The 21,681-nt window shown below is 48.5% G+C and carries 13 protein-coding genes; 2 read left to right on the top strand and 11 right to left on the bottom strand.

Annotated elements, in window-relative coordinates:
• Positions 1 to 41: 41 nt before the first annotated feature.
• A complete protein-coding gene (locus tag Q0418_RS10855; RefSeq protein WP_298484152.1) occupies positions 42 to 2,285 on the bottom strand; it encodes an InlB B-repeat-containing protein in 2,244 nt (747 codons plus the stop codon).
• A gap of 886 nt (positions 2,286 to 3,171) precedes the next feature.
• On the opposite strand from Q0418_RS10855, the gene Q0418_RS10850 reads away from it, so the two are divergent.
• On the top strand, positions 3,172 to 4,287 hold the full coding sequence (locus Q0418_RS10850; protein ID WP_298484151.1) for a dockerin type I repeat-containing protein: 1,116 nt from the start codon (positions 3,172 to 3,174) through the stop codon (positions 4,285 to 4,287).
• A 142-nt stretch (positions 4,288 to 4,429) separates the two neighbouring features.
• Here the strand turns inward: Q0418_RS10850 and Q0418_RS10845 are convergent, their stop codons facing one another.
• The 10 genes from Q0418_RS10845 to Q0418_RS10800 form a co-directional block, all read right to left on the bottom strand.
• Positions 4,430 to 6,910 carry a carbohydrate binding domain-containing protein gene (locus Q0418_RS10845; protein WP_298484150.1) on the bottom strand — a complete coding sequence of 827 codons (2,481 nt, stop codon included), beginning with the start codon at positions 6,908 to 6,910 and terminating at the stop codon, positions 4,430 to 4,432.
• A gap of 27 nt (positions 6,911 to 6,937) precedes the next feature.
• Entirely contained in the window at positions 6,938 to 9,766 is a 2,829-nt protein-coding gene (locus Q0418_RS10840; protein WP_298484149.1) for a X2-like carbohydrate binding domain-containing protein, read from the bottom strand.
• A gap of 21 nt (positions 9,767 to 9,787) precedes the next feature.
• Complete coding sequence (locus Q0418_RS10835) at positions 9,788 to 10,969, bottom strand: glycosidase (protein WP_298484148.1); 1,182 nt, start codon at positions 10,967 to 10,969, stop codon at positions 9,788 to 9,790.
• On the bottom strand, positions 10,956 to 12,137 hold the full coding sequence (locus Q0418_RS10830) for an AGE family epimerase/isomerase (RefSeq protein WP_298484147.1): 1,182 nt from the start codon (positions 12,135 to 12,137) through the stop codon (positions 10,956 to 10,958). Before Q0418_RS10830 ends, Q0418_RS10835 begins: the two co-directional genes overlap by 14 nt.
• Before the next feature lie 27 nt (positions 12,138 to 12,164).
• A complete protein-coding gene (locus Q0418_RS10825; RefSeq protein WP_298484146.1) occupies positions 12,165 to 13,184 on the bottom strand; it encodes a glycoside hydrolase family 130 protein in 1,020 nt (339 codons plus the stop codon).
• Positions 13,185 to 13,202: 18 nt separating this feature from the next.
• Positions 13,203 to 14,054, bottom strand: coding sequence for a carbohydrate ABC transporter permease (locus tag Q0418_RS10820; RefSeq protein WP_298484145.1), 852 nt, complete (start codon positions 14,052 to 14,054; stop codon positions 13,203 to 13,205).
• The gene (locus Q0418_RS10815) at positions 14,051 to 15,007 is read right to left on the bottom strand and encodes a carbohydrate ABC transporter permease (protein WP_298484144.1); all 957 of its coding nucleotides are present in this window, start codon (positions 15,005 to 15,007) and stop codon (positions 14,051 to 14,053) included. Before Q0418_RS10815 ends, Q0418_RS10820 begins: the two co-directional genes overlap by 4 nt.
• A 23-nt stretch (positions 15,008 to 15,030) precedes the next feature.
• A complete protein-coding gene (locus tag Q0418_RS10810; protein WP_298484143.1) occupies positions 15,031 to 16,389 on the bottom strand; it encodes an ABC transporter substrate-binding protein in 1,359 nt (452 codons plus the stop codon).
• A 385-nt stretch (positions 16,390 to 16,774) separates the two neighbouring features.
• Entirely contained in the window at positions 16,775 to 17,782 is a 1,008-nt protein-coding gene (locus tag Q0418_RS10805; protein WP_298484142.1) for a LacI family DNA-binding transcriptional regulator, read from the bottom strand.
• Between the two features lie 325 nt (positions 17,783 to 18,107).
• Positions 18,108 to 20,216 carry a dockerin type I domain-containing protein gene (locus Q0418_RS10800; RefSeq protein ID WP_298484141.1) on the bottom strand — a complete coding sequence of 703 codons (2,109 nt, stop codon included), beginning with the start codon at positions 20,214 to 20,216 and terminating at the stop codon, positions 18,108 to 18,110.
• A 338-nt stretch (positions 20,217 to 20,554) separates the two neighbouring features.
• On the opposite strand from Q0418_RS10800, the gene Q0418_RS10795 reads away from it, so the two are divergent.
• Positions 20,555 to 21,340, top strand: a complete 786-nt coding sequence (locus tag Q0418_RS10795) for an AraC family transcriptional regulator (RefSeq protein ID WP_298484153.1) — start codon at positions 20,555 to 20,557, stop codon at positions 21,338 to 21,340.
• The last annotated feature ends 341 nt before the right edge of the window (positions 21,341 to 21,681 follow it).

Raw genomic sequence — 21,681 nt, 5'->3', positions numbered from 1 at the left:
ATTACACTTCTGGTTGCGTTGATGTTTTTTAGTGGTGAGTTTTACGGATTGAGGTTTTTCACAGAACAGGAACCGCTTCCCTTCCCTTCTGCATCAAGTTCCACTTGCAATGGAGCACTATTTTCATGCTGCGGAAGAAGATACCATTCCCCTTTCGTCTCGTCATATGACAGGACTTTTACATGAACCGCCTTAGGCAACAGTTCCGTTGGCGTTCCATCTTTGGTCTCAACTTGAAACTGCAAGTCGAATTTTCCAGGTGCGTATTGCAGGGTTACATCAATAACGACTTCATTTCCTGTTTTTGTGACCTGTACATTGGTCACATCATACTCCGACTTGTTTGCCTCAACTGTAAAGCTGCACGAACCATCCAGGTCAGAAAAGGCAGCCGCCTGGGCAGTGTAAATACTGCTGTCTGCCACAGTATCATAACTGTACGCATACAGCTCCGGATCTGTTTCTTCTCCTGTCAGAGACATATTTCCGACTTTTTCATAATCCGTGCTGTCCTCGTTCTTTGACCACAATGAAAAGCTCACATTTTCCCTGTTCTCTGTCTGGTCACAATCATCACCTGCTCTATGGTTTACGGTAACATTGACCTTCACATCCACAGCTTCTGCCCACTGTGCCGTCAGAGTATGCTCTTCGCCGATGCAATCCGTAAGCGTATCTCCCGGCTGGAATACCTTGTCATCTTCTTTCCATCCTTTGAACAGAAAGCCCTCCTTTTCCGGCTGCTGTACAGATACTGTTACAGCACTGGAATTTTCGTAGTATGCAGTATCCGGTCCTCCCGAACCGCCGTCTGCATCATAAGTCACGCTGCTGAAAAACAGATACTGTGTCCGGCTGCTGCCGTTCACGATCATCTGCTGATTCTTCAGCATGGTAAAGGTTTCTCCGTCTGAAGAGATGCAGAACTGATAAGTTCCGGCAGGAAGATCCGCTGTATACATGCCGGTGCTTTCTCCGGTCTGAAGCACAATATGATCGCCGCCGCTGACGTTCTGCACATAGAGTCCCGTTCCTTTTCCCATCATGGCATCCATGGAAACAGGCTCACCGGAAGCAGTATCCGTTTCGGAATCATAGCTGCCGTTCAGAAGCACCTGTACCGCAGCCGGATAGGTCCGCGGCGTTTTTGTGAACACCGCCCGATAAGTGACGTTGCCCTTTACAGCGCTGACCTCCGGTTCCCAGCCCTGAAACGTATAAGTGTACGCACTATCTGCCGGTCTGGTTGGTTCTGCACCTTCATAGCCAGGTGTTTCGCCGTATGCCGCCTCATCTTCTTCCAGGATCGTGTCATCCCAGTTCACCCAGGTCACTGTATAACGATTTGTCACCTGTTGATATACCGCAGTGTAGGTGATATTTTTCTTCACTGGCTGCAATTCCGGAGACCAGCCGCTGAACACATAATTGTACTGCGGCGTTCCATCTTTGGTGGGACAGCCCTCTGCTGCGGTATCATATACCGGCATCGCTTCATAGGCAACATTCGTATCGGTTTTCAGAACACTTCCATCCTCATTTTTCCACGTTACGGTGTAGTTTCTGTTACGGGTATAATAACACTTCAGCACCAGCTGATCCGACGCTGTCACCGTACCAGAAACCACATTTTTCGGATTATCCGCATCAAAAGTAAAGCCATCCATAGAAAGGCTTTCCGCCGTTACGTTCTTTCCCAGCTGTACCGATTTTGTTGTGGTATCCGCAAGGGTATATCCCGTACCGTCCAGATTTTCAACATAATGTTCTGTCGCATATGAAGCAGTGAGATCATCAATATCCGCTGTACCGTCCAGATGCCATGTGGGATCCAACTTTGCCTCGGGATAATCCGTTGCACCATAGCACACCAGGAGCTTTACCTCTTTCGCTGTCCAGTCCAGACGGTCTATGGCAATTGCATGGTTGCAGGTATGCCGTTCTATGGCATGCACCAGCTGATTGTTTTTGTCCAGAAAATACTTTTTCAGATTATTCCACTTGTTTCCGCTACCGATCCAGTAGCCAAAGCTCCCGGGTTTCGGCAGACCGCTGACAGATGAGATTTTGCCGATGGTAAAATACCCGTGCTGATTGATCTGGAGACCAGCTTTCCGAAGCTGCGCCAGCTGTTGGTAGGACAGCTGTTCTCCATCATCGGTTATCATGACATAGACATAGACCGGCGGTGCACACGCCGCAGAGACTGCCACTGGCAGCATTCCGAACCACATGACAAGTGCAGTAAAGACAGCCGCAATCCGGCTGACTATTTTACGAATCAAATATCATTCCTCCTTTGGAAACAGCCGCAGATTGTTGAGGCAACACCGCACAAAGAGCGCCTGACGGCTTTGCACGTCATATGCTTGCTTTTTTTCGTCATATTTCACAAAAATGCTCGTGAATACACAAAGTATTCACTGCGCTTTTTGTTTCATCTGACGAAAAATCTGACGGCGTATCTGACGCACAATCTTTGTGCGGTATTGCCTTGATATCCTGCGGCACATACACATACAGGTTCCATGCATCTTTTCGGAAATTATTTCTGATTCCTACATTACTGCCAGCCGGGCTGCTTTCCTTTTCCGAAGTGAAAGCAGCCCTTTGTTTTTTTCCATTCCAACTCCCCCTTTCTCTGTCTTTGTTGCCTGAAATGAAAGACACCGAAACTGTCCGACATAAGGAAAAAGATCCTTGTATCAAACAGATCCTATTATGCTTCTGTGAAACGTCCTCCTAAGATCCCTTATCTGTGTCGATCCGGAGAACATTTCGTACAGAAACATTTCACATCTTATGAGCGCAGCAAAACAGACAGAACCATTGAAACGACAAAATTTTGCAATATCTTTTATCACAATGAAAGAAAAATTTTGTCTATTCTAACAGTATTTTGATTTTCAGAGGGGGATTCTGGATGCTTATTCATAGAGGAGGTTGTACCAAAAAGATGAAATAGCAGAAATATGGTGTTCATTTCCATACGTCTCGTGCTATTTTTTTCATTTCACCTGTTATTTTTGACATTTTGGCAGAATGGAGGGAAAAATATGTTATTATAAAAGGGAGAACAGGTTTTATTTCTGTTCCCTTTATGATAATTTACCTTTTATAAAATTCATACCTATATTGTCGTCTAATAGGATCAACAAAGGAGCGAGGAAAATGAAAATGAAAAAAGCTATCATTGCTATCAGTGCACTGCTGCTTTCTGTTTCCATGCTTGGCGGAACAGTTCAGGCGGCAGGTGATTCTGTACTTGTTGCGACTTCAGTTACACAGCTAACGACCTACTCTGGCACATGTGGTGCAGAGGGAGACAATATTACATGGACATACGACCCGGATACACAAACACTGACTTTCTCCGGCACCGGAGCAATGGCGTCCTATTATGACCCTAATCCCCCTGCCGGCAGCACGGGATGGAAAAGACCGGAATGGAATTATGGAAATTCCATACGACACGTTGTATACGAGGAAGGTATCACAGATATTGACTATGTATTGTCCGATTTCTTTGATTGTGACAGTACATATCCGGCTGATTCGTGCACTATTACATTGCCGGAAAGTGTAACCGAATGGAAAGGCTCGCTTCCCACAAGATTTCTCATTTATGCGCCCTATGGATCCGCCATCTACTATCGTTATGCAAACGATAGCAACTATCGATTTATTGGAAAAGGCGTTGCTCAACATCCCCTGTATGAAACGACTGGTACTTCTAAATTGGGCGGTTCCTGGTGCTTTGAATATGTAACCGGTGTTTTGAACATCCAGGGTCCAGGATTTGTTGACTACGCAGAAATTCCAAATTATCCGTTTGATTGTGTTGTAATTGCATCTGATATAACGATTCCAGACAATCCGTCTGATTCTGAACAGGAATTCAATTCCTACGTGTTTAAATGGGCGAACGCAACATGTGAAATGGATATGGGAACATATTTCAGAGCAGCACGTCCGATTTATTACGAAGAAGGCAGCGAATTTGAATCAGCCTACACAGAAGTACCGGAATCTTTCCTCGCCGGTGAAAAAACCGGAATCTGCTTTAACGAATCCGAAACACCTCTCATAGGCGATGCAAACCTGGACGGCAAAGTTGACGTAACTGACGCTGTTCTGCTGAACAAGGCTGCAAACGGCAGTGTCATGCTGAACGATCTCCAGAGAAATAATATGGACTGCAACGGTGACGGTACAATTTCTGTAGATGACGTTCTTGCACTCCTGCGCTATCTGGTGCATCTGGAAGAATCCTTGCCGATTGCCTGAACATCTTATACGTTTCTATCATTTTTACGTTCGTCTTTCCTACAGAAAAACACCCTCTTTCCAGATCAGCTGTTATGCTGTTCCGGAAAGAGGGTGTTTTTCTACATTCTATAAGAGGAAATTGATGAAGAGAAAAGCTTGTTTATGCTTCGCTGGGCAGAGTCGAAACCAGATGTACCAGGAATTTCAGCAGTGTCACTGCATCATTGGTACTCAGCACATCGTCTCCGTCACAGTCTGCATTCTTCGCCGCACTGTCTCCCAGTTTCACTGCGCCGGCAGTTGCCTTGTTCAGCAGTACGGCGTCTGTGATGTCCACTCTGCCGTCCAGGTTGACGTCACCATACAAAACCTGGGCAGGATCAACACTGGAAGAAGCGGTGGATTCCGTCTCTGTTGCAGTGGTGCTCACTGTTATGGTGGTCTCCGTATCAGAAACAGTAGTCTCGCTGGAAGTTTCTGTGGTTGTTTCGGAAGAAGATACTGTCGTATCTGTAGAAGCAGAAGTTTCAGCGGAAGACGATTCCGAAGAAGACTCTGTGGTAGTTTCCATAGTGGTTGTAGTAGTGGTTTCAGTTACCGTGGTTTCTGTGGATTCTGTTGTCACAATCGGTGTGCTGTCACTGTACAGTCCGATATCATCGAAATACCAAACGCCTGTACCCGGATTGCCGTTCTGCCCGGTGTAGATGGAAAATTCCACTACGCCGCTCAGTGTCGGCTCGCTTGCGGCAGTGCCCCACTGTTGTACATGGAAGTCCGAGAAGGGAATCTTCACTTCTGTCCAGCCCTCTTCGGCGGTAACTTTCTGAATGCTTTCCCAATATGCACCTGCACCGTCTACAAACTGGAAGGTGGTCTCCCGATTGCTGCCGTCCGACAGGATCCAGAAGCGGATGCCATCGAAGCCTGTCCAGTCTGCGCCGCCCAGAGTCTTGGTCGCACCGCAATAGCCCGGACCGCCGTCTGCAACACTGTAGTCATATTTCAGCGCAGCCTTGCCGTTTTTCACGTGCTCGGTATCCAGTGTCAAGGTCAGGCTGTCGCCGTTGGAGTTGCGCTTGTATGCCATGGCAATGGCATCGTCATTGTCGTAGGATTCATAGTCATCAATGATGCTGCGTGCAGCTTCTTCAGATGCCTTGCTGTAAACCTGTACCTTCACCATGGGCTGGTTGCCGTCTGTGGTCAGGAGTCGCACAATATGCGTGCCGATAGAGGCACTTTCAAAGATATGCTTTTTCAGGGTAATGGTGCCGTCTGCCATTTCATAATCCGTTCCGGCAGTCAGATCTGCATCATCCAGCTGGAGGCCGGATGCCTCGCCCACCATCATCTGATAGCTCAGAGTCAGATCCTCCGGCGCATCCACATTGATGCGGAGATTCTTGCCGGAAAGTCCATTCTTGGGAGACTGATTCTGCATTTTTTCAGAATGTTCTTTGAAATAGGTCAGAATCGGGTCGCCGTTCATGACAGTGAATTCGCTGAGTTTCCGGTCATTGAATTCCCAGAACAGTCCACCGCCGGCATCCTGTTCCTCAATGGTATCGAATACTGCACGCCAGTATGCTTTGTATTCTTCGTCAGACAACGAGGAATGTACGTTGAATTCTGTCACGGCAAAGGGCTTTCCTACAACCTCATGGGAATCGGAGATCCACTGGAGCATAGTCGTCTTGGTATCCTCCGGTGTCATATTTGCCCAGTGCTCATCCGGATAGGGGTGTGCAGAGCAGAAGTCGATATACGGAGACTCCTGGATGTAAACGAAGGGGTTACCCTCATCGCCGCCGAAGCCGTACTTCAGACCGTGTCCCTCCAGACCGGCATAGACCATATGGTTCGGGTCAACGCTCTTGATGTATGCACCCATCTCGTCCACCCATGCGCGGAGCGTCAGACCAGTGCTGTCCTCTCCGGCATCCTGATAGCGGGGTTCGTTCATGAGATCCCATGCAAAAATGGTGGGGTCATCCTTGTACTGAACACCAGTGAAATAGTTGGTACGCTCTGCAAAGTGCTTTGCATAGTCCTTGTACCACTGTTTGCAGATCTCATTGGTAAAATATTGAGCACGGTTTGTGTGGCTTCCGCCGGTCAGTCCTGCCCAGCTGAGCTTCTTGTCAATACCGCCGTATGCTTCCCAGTAGTTTTCCAGGGTGATGATCACACGGATATTGTGCTGCTGGGCGGAATACATGATATAATCGAACAACATGAACTCAGCTTCGTTATATTCCCCCGGTGAAAGCTCAAAGCCATGCCAGGTCTCATTGGAAAAGCCCCATGTCCGCAGTACTGTCACGCCGTTGTCCTGCATCTCCTGCATCCGCGTGTCGATCTGATCCTTATACATGTATTTGGTCTCAATGTCTGATATGGAACTTGCGCTGGAACCATCGCCCAGGGTAAACATATCATAGGAATTGCACCCCGCAAAATAGAACGGCTCACCATCACACATAAAATGGGTCCCCTCTGCATAAACAAATCCCTCAGGTACGGATGCCTTTGTTTCTGCTGCTGATACGGCAGATGCCGAAGAATAACCGCCCATAATTCCGCATGTGCCAAGCACTGCGCTCATGCACAATGCAGCGAGTTTCTTTAACAATTTCATCTTAAACTTCCTTTCCTGGTATCCACATTATTCAGCGTATGGCAGGGACGAAACCAGATGCACCAGGAATTTCAGCAGAGTCACTGCATCATTGGTGCTCAGCACGCCATCTCCGTCACAATCTGCATTTTCAGCAGCGTTGTCTCCCAGCTTTACAGCACCGGCAGTTGCCTTGTTCAGCAGTACAGCGTCTGTGATGTCCACTCTGCCGTCCAGGTTGATGTCGCCATACAGTGCCTGAGAAGGATCCACCTTGGAAGAAGCGGTGGTTTCTGTCTGAGAAGAAGCAGTAGTTGCAGAAGATGCTTCTGTAGATTCCGTGGATACTGTTTCCGAAGAAGCAGTGGTTTCTGTTGAAAGGGACTCAGTGGTCTCAGTAGTTTCAGTAGTTTCTGTGCTTTCTGAAACAGTCTCGGAAGTGGTTTCAGAGGAAGCGGTCGTCTCCGTCACAACAGTAGTTTCTGTGGTTGCTGCACCCTTGACTTCTACTGTCAGAACAATGTCCGGGCAAGTTTCAAAAGATACATGCAGCGTATGAGTACCTGCAGAAAGTGTTTCCAGATAAGACTGGTTCAGCCGGAACTGGCTGCCGTTGACAGCAAAGTCAACACCCTGCTGAAGTGCGGTCTCTCCTTCGGACATGCCTTTCAGAACATGGCCATTTGTGATGATGGTAAAGATGATATCGGAGGGATTCTCCGGATCAAAGCTTGCCTTGGTTTCCGTCGCCTCTGCGTCCGGAATGGTGACCGTACCGTCACTGTACAATCCGATATCATCGAAATACCAAACACCTGTGCCCGGATTCCCATTTTGTCCGGTATAGATGGAAAATTCCTTGATGCCGTCCAGAGTCGGCTCATCTGCGGCAGTACCCCACTGCTGTACATGGAAGTCCGAGAAGGGAATCTTCACCTCTGTCCAGCCCTGTTCAGCGGTAACTTTCTGAATGCTCTCCCAGTATGCACCTGCGCCGTCAATGAACTGGAAGGTGGTCTCCCGGTTGCTGCCGTCCGACAGAATCCAGAAGCGAATGCCATCGAAGCCTGTCCAGTCTGCGCCGCCCAGAGTCTTTGTTGCACCGCAATAGCCCGGACCGCCGTCTGCTACGCTGTATTCATATTTCAATGCAGCCTTGCCATTTTTCACATTTTCTGTATCCAGAGAAAGTGTCAGGCTGTCACCGTTGGAGTTGCGGTTGTAAGCAGCACTTACTTCTGTGCTGTTCGCATAGGACTCAAAGTCATCGATCACGCTGCGGGACAGTACTTCTGCATTGGAATCATACACCCGTACCATTGCAGTGGGTTGATTGCCTGCTGTGGTCAGCAGCTTCAGCTTGTAGCTGCCCAGTTCCAGAGACTGGAATACCGATGCAGAAACTGTGATAGTCGTGCCGCTGATGGTATAATCTGTTCCCTCTGTCAGTGCCTTGCCATCCAGCTCCAGACCGGAAATTTCACCCATTTTCATGGTAGGCTGGAACGTAATGTCCGCAGGATTCACAACGTCAAAGTCCGCTTTTTTCGGAGTGAGATTGTTCTCCGCATTTTTGGCATTCATGCGCTCTGCATGTGCCATGATGACATCACATGCCTCCTGGGTGGGATTGCCGTCTGTATCGCCTCTGTAATAAACGGTGTAGCCGTCATAGTCCGGATACAGTGCGCTGCCATCCATGGAAGCGATCATCCAGTAGTTAGTGCCGGCGAATTCCACACCGTCATAGGTATTACCTTCAAAAATGTTGCACCAGTCGGTATAGACAGAAGCACGCTCGCTCCGGTCTTTCCATCCAAATTCCTCTGCGATGACTGGCTTGTTCAGCGCAGCTGCATCCTCGCCGTGCTTCTTGAACCAGAATTCACCCTGTTCCTTTGTGAGTCCCCACTGGTCACAGTAAATGTGCAGCGTTCCGAAGTCGATATCCGGAATTGCTGTCAGTCCCAGCCAGTCGATACCGGAACTGCCGTGATATACATATTTATGATCTCCCTCGGGGAAATCGTTATAGCCGTAATTATAGAAGCCCTCATCGCCCACGGCAAGCATATGGTTGCTGTCAATAGACTTCACATAGGCACTCATTTCAGTTGCCCATTTTACCACAACATTGTTTTCACATCCGGCATCCGACTCACAGCGAGGCTCATTTGCCAGTTCCCAGGAGAAAATGGTGGGATCGTCCTTATATTTCACGCCGGTATAGACATTTTCGTGATTCAAAAGGGTTTTCACATAGTCCTTATACCAGCCCTTTATGGTCTCATTGGTATAGAAATCATCATGGCCGCTGACATTTTCTCCAGCCAGCTTTGCCCATTTTACATACTGGTTCATACCGCCGAAGGCATCCCAGTTATTAGTGAATGTGATCAGCAGACGGATGCCCTCCTGTTCTGCTTTGTACAGAACATAGTCCAGCTTTTCCAGACCGGTCTCACTCTCGTTGACGACAGGACGTCCAAGGTCTGCATCAAAATACTGGTAATAAACGCCTTCCTTTTCACCGGAACCGTCAACACTGTCCGTAAAGATCGCATAGCCATCTGCAGATACCTGATCGGTCAGGACACCTGCATCCAGATTGCCCCAGGTACGGACAACCTTCAAGCCCATATCTGCGGCATCCTCCAATGCAGCATCCACAGATGCCTTCGGCTTAAAATTCAAATAATAGTTGTTGGTACCGGCATAGTAGAATGTGGAACCATCCAGCATAAACTGTGTACCATTTGTGGTGACAAATCCTGTCCGGGAATCTGCTGCGTACACTGTGCCTGCTGCCGAAAACGGCACTGCTAGTGCACTGTATCCCAGTACGATACTGCTCAAAACTGCGACCCATTTCTTCATAGTCAACAAACCTTTCCTGTGTCAGTGATTCTTCTGCTGACGCATAAATTTCAAATTCTGGTCAATGAGGTCACACCGCTGGCGTACACAATCTGCACTGCGGAGTGGATCCTGGGGCGTATGAAATGCATAGTCCAGAAGCCGGTTCAGATCCGTGGTGGCGACATGCAGTCTCGTATCCGAGGATGCATAGTAAATATAGACCGTGCCGTCCGGCCGGACAATGGCACCATTGGTAAATACAACATTGGATACATCTCCCACCCGTTCTTCACCCATGGGAGCGAGGAAATAGCCGGATGGTTCTGCAATGACACGCCACGGCTCTTTCAGATCTGTCACAAAAACGTAGAGTACATACCGCAGTCCTGCAGCGGTATTTCGCACGCCGTGTGCCAGGTGCAGCCAGCCCTTTTCCGTTTCAATGGGAACAGCGCCGCTGCCGTTTTTGGCTTCTGTAATGGTATGATACCGGCGCAAGCTTGTCATACGTTCCTCTTCGATCACCGCATGGGTAATATCCTCTGCCAGTCCGAAGCCGATGCCGCCGCCGGAGCCGGTCTCAATGAATCCATCCATGGGTCTGGTATAGAACGCATACTTTCCGTCCACAAACTTCGGCAGCAGGCAGACATTGCGCTGCTGGGGACTTTGCTTTGTCACCAGATTGGGCAGGCGTTCCCACGTGTTCAGATCCTTTGTCCGGACAATGCCGGCAGATGCCACTGCCGCTGACAGATCATTGGGATCCTTTGCACTGGATTCGGAACAGAACACCCCATAGATCCAGCCGTCCTCATGCTGGGTCAGACGCATATCATAGACATTCGTCTCATCCGGGTAGAGATCCGGCAATACGATGGGCTTATCCCGGAAACGGAATCCGTCAATGCCGTTTCTGCTCTCAGCTACGGCGAAAAAGCTCTTTCGGTCGTTTCCTTCTACACGGACTACCAGGCAATATTTCCCGTTCCGGTAAATGGCACCGGCATTGAATACGGCATTGACGCCCAGGCGTTCCAGAAAATAGGGATTGGTTTCCGGATTCAGGTCATACCGCCAGTGCAACGGCACATGTTCTCTTGTGAGAACCGGATTTTTCCAGCGGATATAGATTCCGTTGTAAAATTCCGACTTTTCATTTTTCCGGCAGAGCAGCTCCTCCTGCTTTTCCTTCTGCCGCAGATATTCAACATGATACATCCGGATTCCTCCTTATCATTTCCAAACACATTCTTCCATTGTGATAGGGGCATTTCCAAGGGTCAACAATGGTCAGCTTTCCCACAGGCTTTCCTGCCTTGTCCACCTGCCAGAACCACTCACTGTTCTCTCTGGGATCCACCAGCTCCCGGAGAATATACCGCCAGATCTGCGCCGCTGCGTCCCCGAATCGTTTCTGTTCCGGGTGCTTTTCCAACATATGCACAAAGCCCACAATTGCCTCTGACTGTACCCACCACACACGGGTGGTATCCGTCACGCCCTTTTCCCGTTCGTTACAGACCGCCTCGCTGTCAAAGCCCTTTTCCAGAACGGAGACAGCGAGAATATCCGTCATTCCGTGGATTTTCCCGGAAAGGGCTTCATCTTGGAGCATGTCACAGCCCCAGTCCAGAAGCCATGCGGTTTCAATGTCATGACCATAGCTTTGCAGATCAATGAGACTGTGATATTCCCGGTCGAAAAAGACCTCCTGCCGCTGCTGTTCCGCCTGGAACACATGCTCTGACCAGATCTGGAGAATGGCACGCATTTCCTCTGCCGCACGGGCAGAACCGGATGCCAGATAAAAACCGCTGTATCCCTCAAACACATGGAGCAGCGTATTCATGGTACGCTGTGCCACAACGCCGTTTTCGGAGAGCTTTTCATTGGACACCGGCTGCCAGAACCGATCGAATGCCTCCAGATAACCGCCGGCATCCCGGCAATGGGTCTCCATACAATCAAACAACTGCTGTGCCGTCTCCAGCACCTCCGGCTTTTTCGTGAGCCGATAATATGCAGAAAGGGCATACAAGGCAAATGCCTGATTGTAGGTATGCTTTGTGGTGTCCAGAGGATTTCCGTCATAGGTCACTGACCAATAGACGCCTCCAGCCTCACGATCCAGGCAATGTGCCATCAGAAAATCATAGGCGTGATCTGCCGCCTCCCGCAGTTCCTTCCAGCCGAGTTCCATGGCTGCTTCAGAGAAGAACCAGAGGATACGGCTGTTGAGAATGCAGCCCTTTTCTGCCCGGGGATCCCGGCGCAGTTCCAGATCCACATAGCTGAGATAGCCGCCATATTTTGTATCCCGGAGGGAAAGCCAGAACGGAATCAGCTTTTTCTCCAGCATATTGCGCACTTCCGTGACCAGTGTCATGTCCCCATCGCCTTTCTCTATGGATTCTTATCGTTTTCCGTCGCAGCGGTCATCGTCGCTGGCGGCATCGTGTGTACGGATATACTCCACTGCAATCTCCGCCGTGGTAAATGCCAGCCCTACATAGCTGTCCGCACAACCGTAATAAATCGCGATCCGTCCGGTATCCGCATCCTGAAGTGTGGCACAGGGGAAGCAGACGTTGGGCACAAACCCTCGTTCCTCATACCACATTTCCGGTGTCAGCAAGAAGCTACCGCAGCGGTATTTCACCTTTGACGGCTCGTCCAGATCCAGAATGGCACCGCCGATGCTGTATACAAAGCCGTTGCAGGTATTGGTCACGCCGTGATAGAACAGGAGCCAGCCCTCGCTTGTCTCAATGGGTGCTGCGCCGCCGCCAATCTTGACATTTTCCCACCAGCGGCTGCTCTTTCCCATAACATGCCGGTGATGCCCCCAGTACTCCATATCTTTGCTCTCACTGAGGAAAATATCCCCGAAAGGCGTATGACCGCTGTCACTGGGACGGGAAAGCATCATATACTTGCCGTTGATCTTCCGCGGGAACAGGACAGCATTCCGGTTGAAGGGCAAAAAAGGATTTTCCAGGCGGACAAAAGTTTCGAAGTCCTTTGTCTTTGCCATGCCAATGGCTGCACCATAGGCATCCTGACACCAGATCACATAATATGTATCCTCCACCTGAACCAGTCTCGGATCGTAAGCATACAGAGGCATGGCTGGATTCCCGGCTTCGTCCACAAAACGAATCTTTTCGGGAGAAAATTCCCAGTGAATGCCGTCCTGACTCTTACCGAAGTAAATAAAGGGCACGCCGTCTGTCTGCTCACCCCGGAATACACCGGCAAACGCACCCTGGTACGGGATCACTGCACTGTTGAAAATACGTGCTACTCCCGGAATAGGATTTCTGGAAATAATGGGATTGTCCTGATAGCGCCACAAAGGTGCGGTACAATCCTTCGGCCGATCCTGCCACGGAATCTGCGGCAGGCTGCCGGTGTGCATTGTAATGGATTTCATAGAATCTTGCCTCCAGAATTATTCTTTTACAGCGCCCATTGCCATGCCGCTGTAGATCTGTTTTTGACATAATAAGAAAATAATCAGAATGGGAATCATGGTGATCAATACGCCGGCACAAATGTACTGGTACTGGCTCCCCATAGGTCCGGTAAAGGTGTACAGGGAGGTAGAGACCACCTGGTACAGACTTTTGTCCTGCAAATACAGATTTGCCATGTAATATTCGTTGTATGTGCTGACGCCTTTCAGAATCGCACTGGTGACAATTGCCGGTTTCAAAAGCGGAAGCAAAATCCGGAAAAATACGCCGAAATAACTGCATCCATCCAGAATCGCCGCTTCATCCAGGGTCTTTGGCAAATTCTCAAAGAACTGCAAAAAGATGTAGATGGATATGACATCTGTACCCAGCATCAAGAAAATATAGCCATAAAGGGTATTGACCAGATGCAGGGACGTCATGATCTGATAGACCGTGACCTGTGTGGCAATTCCGGGGATCAGTGCCGCTACCATAAAGAGATTGCGGATGAGATGATTGCCGCGGAATTGAAAGCGGTTCAGCACATATGCCAACATCGCGGAAATCAGCGTACTGCCCACCAGTACAAAAACCAGGATCAGAAAGCTGTTGAAAAACGCCTTTCCCATGCCCGCCTTTTCCCAGGCGACTCTAAAATTCTCAAAGTTCAGCCAGTTTTCCGGCAGGGTCATAACACTTGTGGTGCGATACTCTTCCTCCGTCTTGAATGCCGTTGTAATACAGCTGACAATGGGGACAAGGGCACAGAATGCCCCCAGAAGAAGCACTGCATATTGCAGCAGCTGCATGGGCAGCCGTTTGAGTCGGGCTGTTGTTCCTTTCATTTTCTGCGCCTCCGTTTCCCGATCTGAAATCCGGTATCCATTCGCTTTTCTGCCCATTTCTGCACAGCACTCACCAGCAGGATCAATACCAACAGCACCACTGCCATAGCTGAAGCCAGACCAACTTTCTGGTTGGCATGAGCAAGCTTATCCATCAGAACAAAATAGGTGGATGTTCCGAAACCGCCGTCTGTGATGACATAAGGGATTTCAAAAACGGACAGCGAACCGGAAATCGCCAGAATCATATTCAGCACCACAATGGTTCGGATGGAAGGTAAAATAATGTACCGGAACCGGTGCCAAGCATTTGCACCGTCGATTGCCGCCGCTTCATACTGGGTCTTGTCCACGCTGGCAATAGCACCGATGAAAAGTACCATATTCTGTCCCATATATCGCCAGATGGAGGACGCCACCAGCACCCAGTTATTGATGCGTGTATCCTTGAGCCAGTATGGGAGCATCTCCTCCGGGATACCCAGGACGCCCAGGATGGAATCCAACACAAAACCGTGGGTGTAGAAGTATTTGAAGATGAACCCCACGGCAATGCCGCAGACCAGGCTCGGAAAATACAGAGCACCCCGGAAGAAGTTTCCGCCCTTTGGCTGAAAGCTCAGGATCGATGCAAACAACAGTGCAAGCGCCAGCTGTACCACAGAACCAACCATATAATACAGACTCAGCTTCAGAGCATTGAAGCAGTCATCCCGTGTGAATACGTCAATATAATTTTGCAGTCCGACCCATTCCCGGTCGCCGATATATTTCATATCATAAAAGCTGAACTGCACCATTTTGAAAAACGGCAGATATGTAAACAAGATCAGCAGGAACAACGGTACAAACAGGAATGTCAATGCCACAACTGTTTTCTGCACATTTGCATTAGACCATTGCAGCCGCCGTTTCCGTTTTGTCAGACTGCCTTCTGCATGTTGCTTTCCCATGTGGGTTCACGCCCTTTCTGCGCTTACTGGGGTGTTACACCGTTGCTTTCCTGCGCACTGGCCCACGCAGCATTCCATTCGTCTGCAATCTCTTCCATGGTTTTTGTTCCGCCAATGGCAGCTTCTACAATGGCAGCAACATGGGTCGGGTCAGCATCCAGGGAAATTTCAGAGCCGTTGTTGATGTTGTTGAACAGATCTTCCTCACCGCTGGGTGCCGGATTGTCTGTAATCAATGTTGTATCTGCAAAGCTTTCCAGAGATTCCGGATACGCATCGCCCTTTACAATTGGAATACCGCCCTGGCTGCCGGCAAAACCGGAGGATTCTGTGAGCCACTTGATATACAGCATAGCCGCTGTCTTTTCATCGGCGCTGCTGTTCACATTTACACCGTAGCAATAGTCAGCGCTGGCAGAAGCATACTGCTGACCGTCAACCGTGATGGGAAACGGCATATAGGCGATATCATCCGCATTCGGACCGCCTGCCTGCATCTGGGGCACTGCCCAGCTGCCCAGAACCATACAGCCGATGTTGCCCTCGTTGATCTGTACCTTGCAGCCTTCCCAGTCAGTGGTGGTGGGATCATCCTCTGTCAGTCCACGAGCCACTGCCTCATACAGCACATCGTATACAGCATAGGGTCCTGTCATATCATCCCGCTTTGCAAAAGGATCTTTCGCGTGTGCCAGACCATTGTTTTTAAAGTCTGCATCTCCAGTCGCACCGCCGGAAATATATGCATCCCACGCTGTCAGCGTCCAGCCTGCAGCATAGTTCGTATACAGCGGAATGGCATCCGTCTTGTCAGCGATCAGCTGCAGATCATCCAGAAAGGCATCCGGTGTCTTCGGCAGTTCTATAATGCCGGCTTCTTCGAACACAGCCTTGTTGTATACAATTCCGCTGACGTTGCCCATGCTTGGGATGCCATACACAGTGTTGTCATACATCTTCTTGTCTGTGAACTCGTACACTTCTTTGAACTGATCATAGCTGCCAAATGCTTCAAAGTAATTGCTCAACTCACTCAGATCCACAGTAGCAGGAATACAGCAGATATCGCCCCAATCACCGGAAGTCAGACGCGTTGTGGCATCGTTGTCATAGTCTGTGATGCCCTCATATGTAATTGTGACATTGGGATACATTGCTGTGAATTCCGACACATAATCCGCAAACTCTACTTCGATCAGATCGGTACGGTTTGTCAGAATCTTCAGGTCAGCCTTGATGTCTGTTGCAGTTTCGCCGACTTTCATATCCATATAGGATACGGACGGACTCTCTTTTTTTGCACTTCCTGCATCAGAGCCGCATGCGGTCATTGCCGCTGCTGTGAGTCCTGCCAGTACGAATGCCATCCATCTTTGTTTCATAGTCCATTCCTCCATTTGATTATTTGTACACATCGCCGCTGTCCGGGCTTGTGTACTGGTTACGAACCTCGTGGGTGTTTTTTCCTGTTGAATATATCTTACTCTATTTTTACTTAAAAGTCAAGTTAAAATTGAGCTTAAAATCATTTTTCTGCGTTTTACACAATTTAAAGGTATCTATATTATCCATATTCCACAAACAGTTTCACAGAAATATTGGTCAGTATTATCAATTTTATACTTTAGCACTTTTCCATTCTCGTTTTTTACCTAAAAAATAAAACCGCCTACAGGAAATCCTCCCCACAGACGGTTTAAAAGCATTTAAAATGATCCCAAAGCACGATAAAAATCACACATAACGAAAAGCGCTAGACTTCGCAAATTAAACGCCCAGTCGTCGCACACTTTCCCGCACCACAAGCTTTCCGCTTACCACAATGCGCCGCACATCGGCATCCGGCTTCTGGATACGGCGGATCAGCTGCTGAGCGCTTATTTTTGCCATATGATCCAGATCGACAGCATAAGTGGTCAGAGGCGGCTGTGCAAACTCAGCCAGTACATAGTTGTCAAACCCTACCACAGATACATCCTCCGGCACCCGAATTCCTTTTTGCTTGAGCTGATTGATCAACATATGCGCTGTGATATCGCAGTTGCAAGCAAATGCAGTTGGCATCTTTTTCATCCGTTCCAGTGATACCACGACTTTTCCCTCTGCATCACGATCCGGCAGTATGCTGGACTCCGTCACAGGAATTCCCGCTTCCCGCATGGCACGGCAATAGCCATAATATCGATCTGTAATGCTGCTTGTCTCATTGACAGAGCCCACAAATACAATATCCCGATGACCCATTTGCAGCAAATAATCCACCATGGTATACATTCCATAATAGCCATCAGAAATGACAGCATCCTGATGAAACCGAGCATCAAAAGCATCCAGGACTACCATGGGAATACCAGCTGCTACCAGTGCATTCCGGTATGCCGACGTAAAATTGCCCATGACAATGACGCCGTCTACCCGTTCCTCCTGCACCAACCGCGGGATCTGCTGTTCCTGTTCCGCCTCATCTGTGACCACTTCCAGGATTCCTAGATGTCCATTCTGCGTCAGATGATACAGGACTCTTTCATACAGATTCCAATAAAATGACTGTCCCTGTTCAATATAACGATAAGACGTGACAATTCCAAGGGTATAGGCAGCAGACGGTGTCGTCCTGTTTTTCTTTCCCTGATACCCCATTTCCTGTGCAAGCTGTTGGATTTCCTGGCGCATCTCTTCACTGACGCCATCTTTTCCAGCAAGCGCTTTGGATACTGTCACAATGCTGACATGCAAACGTTCTGCAATATCTGACATGCGTACCGCTTTTGCCATTCTTTTTGCCCCCACTTCTTTTTAGCTAATTATACTGCAATTTAGCTAATTTGTCAAGTGGAAAGTCAGCAAAACTATCCTCTTCCTACGTAAACAAATTGTAAAAAACCAGAAAATGAGACGTGATACTAATCCCTTATCGTTCTGTTGAAGAAGTTGCCAGATAGCATTTTGTGGGTCATGGCGCCCAACCGCAGGCAGGCTGTCGCCTGCCAAGGGCGGGCAACGCAGAGTGACGAAATGATAGCGGCAAATTCTTCAACAGGTTAATATGGGATTAGTATGACATACAGATTCATCAAGCGCTCTTCATATGATGCTACCTTTATTTTTTCTGTCGGAGAAGTGCAAGGTCAAAGCCGTTCACTGCACCATCCTGGTTCAGATCGGCGATCTGTGCCTGCTCTTTCGACAATTTTTTCTCGTTCAGCAAATATTTCTGAAGAAGCTGTATGTCCTTTTTGTCCAGTTTGCCGTCTTGGCTGATATCACCGATGATCGGCTCATCCGGTTCTGTGGGTGTTACAGGCGGATCTGTTTTTCCATCAGATAGTCTTCCATAAACAATACCCATGCCGACTGTGCTCATATACACTGTACCGAATTCATTCATGTCGCCTACAATAAAATTGCCGTTGCCTGTTCCGCCATAATGCTTTGTGGTATTGATAGCGACCCATGTTTCGCCGCCGTCCTGAGAACGATAGATTCCCTCCCGATCGTTTTCTTGCGGTTTGCCCCACATGTAAAGCGTGTTCAGGTCGCCTTCTTTTTCCGGTGCGCCATAGCCAATGGATTTACAGTAATAGACATCATTTTTCTCGATGGTCTGTCCGCCGTTGGTAATATGATACATACCGTACCAACCCGCACCCACCATAAGATTGTCTTCACTAAGGTAAGCGATTCGTCCTGCCTGGTCACATTCGTCATAACGTGCAATGTCAGAACCAGTAAACGTCTTTCCATAATCCGTGCTGATATAGAAAGAATAGTGTGCATCCTCAAAGGTCGGCTCTGTCTTTGTCTTATCTGCTGCCCACCAGGAGTTATACTGCGTGGTATAGGCGTAGATCACAGCAGGATTTTTTGGTTCTACCAGCATATAAGTGGTTTTCGAACCTTTGATGCCCTCTGTCTGGTTCCAGGTTTTCCCGAAGTCATCTGTATAGGAAACCCCGGCACCTTCCTGTTCACTTTTAAAAATACGATAGGTGCTGTCCTCCAGCTGCGTAATGGCAGCCTTTCCGCCGCCGCCCGGCAGACTCATCTCTGTCCATGTGTCGCCGCCGTCCATCGTGTAATAGCCCTGTCCTGTTTTATCCGCACAGCGAACTAGTACATCCGGATTCTGGGGACAATAAGCAATTGCTAAAGTAGAACCCATATTGGGCTGAAACTGCTCCCCCTGCTGGTCGACTGCCCTATGACGGAATCCGTCATAGTCATAAATAACAGAGTAATTGTCTCCGCCCGGAATGCTGACAAAATCATGGGCAACTACTTCCTCAATGCCCTTTGCATGGAAGGTTGCCACCGGATAATCCGACCAGATATCATTCCACTGGAACACGCCGTTTCCGGAAGAAACCATGATCTGTTCCGGATTCTGAGGATTCAGTACCAGTGCACCGGACCAGTGGATCGCCTTGCCGTATACCCAACTGCATCCGTCATCGTGGAGATAATCATACAGCTGCGTGGGATGAACATCGCCTGTTTCCGGATCCCACACATAGTCCCCCTGCTTGCCCGGATAAATAGAAGTCCAGGTTTTTCCGCCATCCTCAGAACGATAGAGCCACTCACCGTATTGGTCATGTTCTCCAGTGTCATCCCATCGCTGAATGCTCCATACACCGCAGGTGGTTGCAATCAGCTCATTGGCATTATCCGGTGCACTCATGCAGGCGCCGAAGCTGTTTTTCTCCGGCGAAATATCCTCCACTGCACCAGTATCCGGATCGTAGCGATAAATACCGCCGTTTCCTGCGCCGAATGTAATGGTTGCTACATAGGTAATGAGGAAATCGCCGTTGGCATCTTTGCTGATGCGCGCCGGGAAACAATCGTCAGGCAGATCATCACTCAGAGGCTGGAAATTGTCAGAGCCCACATCTGCCACCACAATGCTGCCCTTGCCCTGTTCGGTGATAAAGTTCATGAGCTGTTCCCAGCGTTTTGTTTCGAAGTTGTACTTGTATGCACCGCCTACGTCCGTGCGGGCATACATGACCTCCTGACCAGTGACAATACCGGAAACAAAACCGCCTCCTGTGATCTGGAGCGTGCCCCATTCCATATTGTTTTCAATTGAAGCTGTTTCAGCTGCATAGACATGTTCATATCTCTGATGCACCTGGATCAACAACGCATTTGTGAGTATCAGACTGCTTGCTGTCAGAGCTGCTATGGTTTGCTTCAGCATACGCATGTGTCATACCTCCTCATGATTTTTTATTGCGTATCCCGTTTTCTTTACCATTATCATACCACAGCAGGCAGTTGTACACAAGCGAAGTATTTTATAGCGAATTCTACTATTTGTTTAGGGCAATACCGCACAAAGATTGTGCGTCATATGCGCCATCAGATTTTTCGTCAGATGAAACAAAAAGCGCAGTGAATACTTTGTGTATTCACGAGCATTTTTGTGAAATATGACGGAAAAGATGCAAGCATATGACGTGCAAAGCCGTCAGGCGCTCTTTGTGCGGTGTTGCCATAAAAATAATGGTATGGTTTTACCGGAGAGAAAGGACTGTGACAGAAATGCGAATGGATGAGATCGGCTATCACCACAAACATGATGCAACCTTTATGATCGACCGTCCCAACGGTGCAGGAGACTGGCTGCTGCTTCTCACAAAGACGCCTGGGATTTTTCGGATTGACGGCAAAGATATCCATGCACAGGCAAACTCCTTTCTCCTCTATACACCGGAATACCCGGAACATTACACTACAAATGGCGAAGAATACATTGACGACTGGATGCATTTTGGACCAGATGAGGAAGAACAGCAGCTGATATACCAATTGCATATTCCTCTAAATCAGATCGTACATCTGGGAGATATCTCCAACATCTCCTCTATTCTGCGCAACATGTGCTATGAATACTATTCAGCACATCTCCACCGAATCGAAATTGTGAATCTCTATTTCCGCATGCTGCTGTACAAACTCCATGAACAGATCGAAATCGCACATCCCACTGCAGTACTGTCTGAAACCATCTATGGCGAACGCCTGATCTGGATACGGGAATGCATTTATCGCTGGCCAGAACGGGACTGGAACATAGATGCGCTGGCAAAGGAACTATCCCTCAGCCGTTCCCGGTTTCAGCACCTATATGCCGATACATTCGGATACAGTGTGACACAGGATCTCATTCAGAGCAGAGTTCAGAAAGCATGTGAGCTGTTAAAACAAGATGTGCTTTCCCTGGAGGAAATTGCACAATGTTGCGGCTACAGCAGCACCTCTTATTTTATCCGGCAGTTTAAACAAACCATCGGGAAAACACCATCACAGTTCCGGCACACAAGCTAAAATCACTGATAAAAGTGACATTATCATAAAAGCAGTCTTTTCGTGAAGGCAATACTGCATGCGTCAGACAGCAGCCAGATTTCTCGTCAGATAAAATATAAATGCTCGTGGATACTTTACGTATTCACGAGCATTTTTTGAAATAGATGAAAACCTGCAAGCAAATAATGTGCAAAGCCGCTAGGCGCTCTTTATGCGGTGTTGCCTAAAGTGTATTTGTCCGAATTTTCCACATTTGCCCGTATCTGACCGTTGTTGTTTTCCTGGAAATCGGTATAATGATACTTTAGTGCCTCCTCAACAACCAGTCATTTCTAAAACATCCCTATTTTGAACACCAA

This window comes from uncultured Ruminococcus sp., from assembly GCF_937915125.1.
Taxonomy (GTDB): Bacteria; Bacillota; Clostridia; order Oscillospirales; family Ruminococcaceae; genus Ruminococcus_C.
This window is presented reverse-complemented; position numbering and strand designations above follow the sequence as displayed.